We start from the raw sequence: 5,580 nt of genomic DNA on the forward strand, positions 1-5,580 counted from the left end.
TGAAAAAGAGGTGTTGACAGCAGCGTGTAACGCTGTAGAATTCGCCTCCCGCTGATGAGAGATCAGAAGCGCAAGTGGTTGAAGTTGTTGAAGAAATCTTCGAAAGCTTCTGAAAATAATCACTTGACAGCAAATGAGGCTGCTGTAGAATGCGCGCCTCGGTTGAGACGAAAGATCTTAACCAACCGCTCTTTAACAACTGAATCAAGCAATTCGTGTGGGTGCTTGTGGAGTCAGACTGATAGTCAACAAGATTATCAGCATCACAAGTTACTCCGCGAGAAATCAAAGATGTAACCAACGATTGCTGAGCCAAGTTTAGGGTTTCTTAAAAACCCAAAGATGTTTGAACTGAAGAGTTTGATCATGGCTCAGATTGAACGCTGGCGGCAGGCCTAACACATGCAAGTCGAGCGGTAGAGAGAAGCTTGCTTCTCTTGAGAGCGGCGGACGGGTGAGTAATGCCTAGGAATCTGCCTGGTAGTGGGGGATAACGTTCGGAAACGGACGCTAATACCGCATACGTCCTACGGGAGAAAGCAGGGGACCTTCGGGCCTTGCGCTATCAGATGAGCCTAGGTCGGATTAGCTAGTTGGTGAGGTAATGGCTCACCAAGGCGACGATCCGTAACTGGTCTGAGAGGATGATCAGTCACACTGGAACTGAGACACGGTCCAGACTCCTACGGGAGGCAGCAGTGGGGAATATTGGACAATGGGCGAAAGCCTGATCCAGCCATGCCGCGTGTGTGAAGAAGGTCTTCGGATTGTAAAGCACTTTAAGTTGGGAGGAAGGGCAGTTACCTAATACGTGATTGTTTTGACGTTACCGACAGAATAAGCACCGGCTAACTCTGTGCCAGCAGCCGCGGTAATACAGAGGGTGCAAGCGTTAATCGGAATTACTGGGCGTAAAGCGCGCGTAGGTGGTTTGTTAAGTTGGATGTGAAATCCCCGGGCTCAACCTGGGAACTGCATTCAAAACTGACTGACTAGAGTATGGTAGAGGGTGGTGGAATTTCCTGTGTAGCGGTGAAATGCGTAGATATAGGAAGGAACACCAGTGGCGAAGGCGACCACCTGGACTGATACTGACACTGAGGTGCGAAAGCGTGGGGAGCAAACAGGATTAGATACCCTGGTAGTCCACGCCGTAAACGATGTCAACTAGCCGTTGGGAGCCTTGAGCTCTTAGTGGCGCAGCTAACGCATTAAGTTGACCGCCTGGGGAGTACGGCCGCAAGGTTAAAACTCAAATGAATTGACGGGGGCCCGCACAAGCGGTGGAGCATGTGGTTTAATTCGAAGCAACGCGAAGAACCTTACCAGGCCTTGACATCCAATGAACTTTCTAGAGATAGATTGGTGCCTTCGGGAACATTGAGACAGGTGCTGCATGGCTGTCGTCAGCTCGTGTCGTGAGATGTTGGGTTAAGTCCCGTAACGAGCGCAACCCTTGTCCTTAGTTACCAGCACGTAATGGTGGGCACTCTAAGGAGACTGCCGGTGACAAACCGGAGGAAGGTGGGGATGACGTCAAGTCATCATGGCCCTTACGGCCTGGGCTACACACGTGCTACAATGGTCGGTACAGAGGGTTGCCAAGCCGCGAGGTGGAGCTAATCCCATAAAACCGATCGTAGTCCGGATCGCAGTCTGCAACTCGACTGCGTGAAGTCGGAATCGCTAGTAATCGCGAATCAGAATGTCGCGGTGAATACGTTCCCGGGCCTTGTACACACCGCCCGTCACACCATGGGAGTGGGTTGCACCAGAAGTAGCTAGTCTAACCTTCGGGAGGACGGTTACCACGGTGTGATTCATGACTGGGGTGAAGTCGTAACAAGGTAGCCGTAGGGGAACCTGCGGCTGGATCACCTCCTTAATCGACGACATCAGCTGCTCCATAAGTTCCCACACGAATTGCTTGATTCATTGAAGAAGACGATAAAGAAGCAGCCCGAAATTGGGTCTGTAGCTCAGTTGGTTAGAGCGCACCCCTGATAAGGGTGAGGTCGGCAGTTCGAATCTGCCCAGACCCACCAATTTTGTGTGGGAAACGCCTGTAGAAATACGGGGCCATAGCTCAGCTGGGAGAGCGCCTGCCTTGCACGCAGGAGGTCAACGGTTCGATCCCGTTTGGCTCCACCACTACTGCTTCTGTTTGTTGAAAGCTTAGAAATGAGCATTCCATTGTGATGATGGTGAATGTTGATTTCTAGTCTTTGATTAGATCGTTCTTTAAAAATTTGGGTATGTGATAGAAAGATAGACTGAACGTTACTTTCACTGGTAACGGATCAGGCTAAGGTAAAATTTGTGAGTGGCTCGAAAGAGCCAAATCGAATTTTCGGCGAATGTTGTCTTCACAGTATAACCAGATTGCTTGGGGTTATATGGTCAAGTGAAGAAGCGCATACGGTGGATGCCTTGGCAGTCAGAGGCGATGAAAGACGTGGTAGCCTGCGAAAAGCTTCGGGGAGTCGGCAAACAGACTTTGATCCGGAGATGTCTGAATGGGGGAACCCAGCCATCATAAGATGGTTATCTTACGCTGAATACATAGGCGTAAGAGGCGAACCAGGGGAACTGAAACATCTAAGTACCCTGAGGAAAAGAAATCAACCGAGATTCCCTTAGTAGTGGCGAGCGAACGGGGACTAGCCCTTAAGTGGCTTTGAGATTAGCGGAACGCTCTGGAAAGTGCGGCCATAGTGGGTGATAGCCCTGTACGCGAAAATCTCTTAGTCATGAAATCGAGTAGGACGGAGCACGAGAAACTTTGTCTGAATATGGGGGGACCATCCTCCAAGGCTAAATACTACTGACTGACCGATAGTGAACTAGTACCGTGAGGGAAAGGCGAAAAGAACCCCGGAGAGGGGAGTGAAATAGATCCTGAAACCGTATGCGTACAAGCAGTGGGAGCCCACTTTGTTGGGTGACTGCGTACCTTTTGTATAATGGGTCAGCGACTTATTTTCAGTGGCGAGCTTAACCGAATAGGGGAGGCGTAGCGAAAGCGAGTCTTAATAGGGCGTCTAGTCGCTGGGAATAGACCCGAAACCGGGCGATCTATCCATGGGCAGGTTGAAGGTTGGGTAACACTAACTGGAGGACCGAACCGACTACCGTTGAAAAGTTAGCGGATGACCTGTGGATCGGAGTGAAAGGCTAATCAAGCTCGGAGATAGCTGGTTCTCCTCGAAAGCTATTTAGGTAGCGCCTCATGTATCACTGTAGGGGGTAGAGCACTGTTTCGGCTAGGGGGTCATCCCGACTTACCAAACCGATGCAAACTCCGAATACCTACAAGTGCCGAGCATGGGAGACACACGGCGGGTGCTAACGTCCGTCGTGAAAAGGGAAACAACCCAGACCGTCAGCTAAGGTCCCAAAGTTATGGTTAAGTGGGAAACGATGTGGGAAGGCTTAGACAGCTAGGAGGTTGGCTTAGAAGCAGCCACCCTTTAAAGAAAGCGTAATAGCTCACTAGTCGAGTCGGCCTGCGCGGAAGATGTAACGGGGCTCAAACCATACACCGAAGCTACGGGTATCACGTAAGTGATGCGGTAGAGGAGCGTTCTGTAAGCCTGTGAAGGTGAGTTGAGAAGCTTGCTGGAGGTATCAGAAGTGCGAATGCTGACATGAGTAACGACAATGGGTGTGAAAAACACCCACGCCGAAAGACCAAGGTTTCCTGCGCAACGTTAATCGACGCAGGGTTAGTCGGTCCCTAAGGCGAGGCTGAAAAGCGTAGTCGATGGAAAACAGGTTAATATTCCTGTACTTCTGGTTATTGCGATGGAGGGACGGAGAAGGCTAGGCCAGCTTGGCGTTGGTTGTCCAAGTTTAAGGTGGTAGGCTGAGATCTTAGGTAAATCCGGGATCTTAAGGCCGAGAGCTGATGACGAGTTAACTTTTAGTTAACGAAGTGGTTGATGCCATGCTTCCAAGAAAAGCTTCTAAGCTTCAGGTAACCAGGAACCGTACCCCAAACCGACACAGGTGGTTGGGTAGAGAATACCAAGGCGCTTGAGAGAACTCGGGTGAAGGAACTAGGCAAAATGGCACCGTAACTTCGGGAGAAGGTGCGCCGGTGAGGGTGAAGGACTTGCTCCGTAAGCTCATGCCGGTCGAAGATACCAGGCCGCTGCGACTGTTTATTAAAAACACAGCACTCTGCAAACACGAAAGTGGACGTATAGGGTGTGACGCCTGCCCGGTGCCGGAAGGTTAATTGATGGGGTTAGCTAACGCGAAGCTCTTGATCGAAGCCCCGGTAAACGGCGGCCGTAACTATAACGGTCCTAAGGTAGCGAAATTCCTTGTCGGGTAAGTTCCGACCTGCACGAATGGCGTAACGATGGCGGCGCTGTCTCCACCCGAGACTCAGTGAAATTGAAATCGCTGTGAAGATGCAGTGTATCCGCGGCTAGACGGAAAGACCCCGTGAACCTTTACTATAGCTTTGCACTGGACTTTGAATTTGCTTGTGTAGGATAGGTGGGAGGCTTTGAAGCGTGGACGCCAGTCTGCGTGGAGCCAACCTTGAAATACCACCCTGGCAACTTTGAGGTTCTAACTCAGGTCCGTTATCCGGATCGAGGACAGTGTATGGTGGGTAGTTTGACTGGGGCGGTCTCCTCCTAAAGAGTAACGGAGGAGTACGAAGGTGCGCTCAGACCGGTCGGAAATCGGTCGTAGAGTATAAAGGCAAAAGCGCGCTTGACTGCGAGACAGACACGTCGAGCAGGTACGAAAGTAGGTCTTAGTGATCCGGTGGTTCTGTATGGAAGGGCCATCGCTCAACGGATAAAAGGTACTCCGGGGATAACAGGCTGATACCGCCCAAGAGTTCATATCGACGGCGGTGTTTGGCACCTCGATGTCGGCTCATCACATCCTGGGGCTGAAGCCGGTCCCAAGGGTATGGCTGTTCGCCATTTAAAGTGGTACGCGAGCTGGGTTTAGAACGTCGTGAGACAGTTCGGTCCCTATCTGCCGTGGACGTTTGAGATTTGAGAGGGGCTGCTCCTAGTACGAGAGGACCGGAGTGGACGAACCTCTGGTGTTCCGGTTGTCACGCCAGTGGCATTGCCGGGTAGCTATGTTCGGAATAGATAACCGCTGAAAGCATCTAAGCGGGAAACTAGCCTCAAGATGAGATCTCACTGGAACCTTGAGTTCCCTGAAGGGCCGTCGAAGACTACGACGTTGATAGGTTGGGTGTGTAAGCGCTGTGAGGCGTTGAGCTAACCAATACTAATTGCCCGTGAGGCTTGACCATATAACACCCAAGCAATTTGCTTGCTTCGAGCTGAAAAGCGAAAGAGCACCAGATTGCGGTGTGTGAAGACGAAATGAACCGAAAGTTCGACTCTTGCAAACACCGAAAGCTATCACATACCCAATTTGCTGAAGCGAGGCCAACTGGTCACGACTCAGTACCCGAATTTCTTGACGACCATAGAGCATTGGAACCACCTGATCCCATCCCGAACTCAGTAGTGAAACGATGCATCGCCGATGGTAGTGTGGGGTTTCCCCATGTGAGAGTAGGTCATCGTCAAGATTAAA

2 tRNA genes and 3 rRNA genes are annotated in these 5,580 nt (G+C 51.0%); all 5 read left to right on the plus strand.

Features of this window, described 5'->3' with window-relative positions:
• The first annotated feature begins 348 nt into the window (after positions 1–348).
• The 5 genes from CKW32_RS27935 to rrf all read left to right on the plus strand — a co-directional run bounded on the left by CKW32_RS27935 (position 349) and on the right by rrf (position 5,575).
• Positions 349–1,885: ribosomal RNA gene (locus tag CKW32_RS27935) — 16S ribosomal RNA — on the plus strand.
• An 83-nt stretch (positions 1,886–1,968) separates the two neighbouring features.
• Positions 1,969–2,045: transfer RNA gene (locus CKW32_RS27940), tRNA-Ile, on the plus strand.
• A gap of 30 nt (positions 2,046–2,075) precedes the next feature.
• Positions 2,076–2,151: transfer RNA gene (locus CKW32_RS27945), tRNA-Ala, on the plus strand.
• Positions 2,152–2,398: 247 nt separating this feature from the next.
• Positions 2,399–5,290, plus strand: a 23S ribosomal RNA gene (locus CKW32_RS27950).
• A 169-nt stretch (positions 5,291–5,459) separates the two neighbouring features.
• Positions 5,460–5,575, plus strand: a 5S ribosomal RNA gene (rrf, locus tag CKW32_RS27955).
• The 16S, 23S and 5S rRNA genes sit together here with 2 tRNA genes alongside, the layout of an rRNA operon.
• The last annotated feature ends 5 nt before the right edge of the window (positions 5,576–5,580 follow it).

Source organism: Pseudomonas sp. Irchel 3H9 (genome assembly GCF_900187495.1).
Lineage (GTDB): Bacteria > Pseudomonadota > Gammaproteobacteria > Pseudomonadales > Pseudomonadaceae > Aquipseudomonas > Aquipseudomonas sivasensis.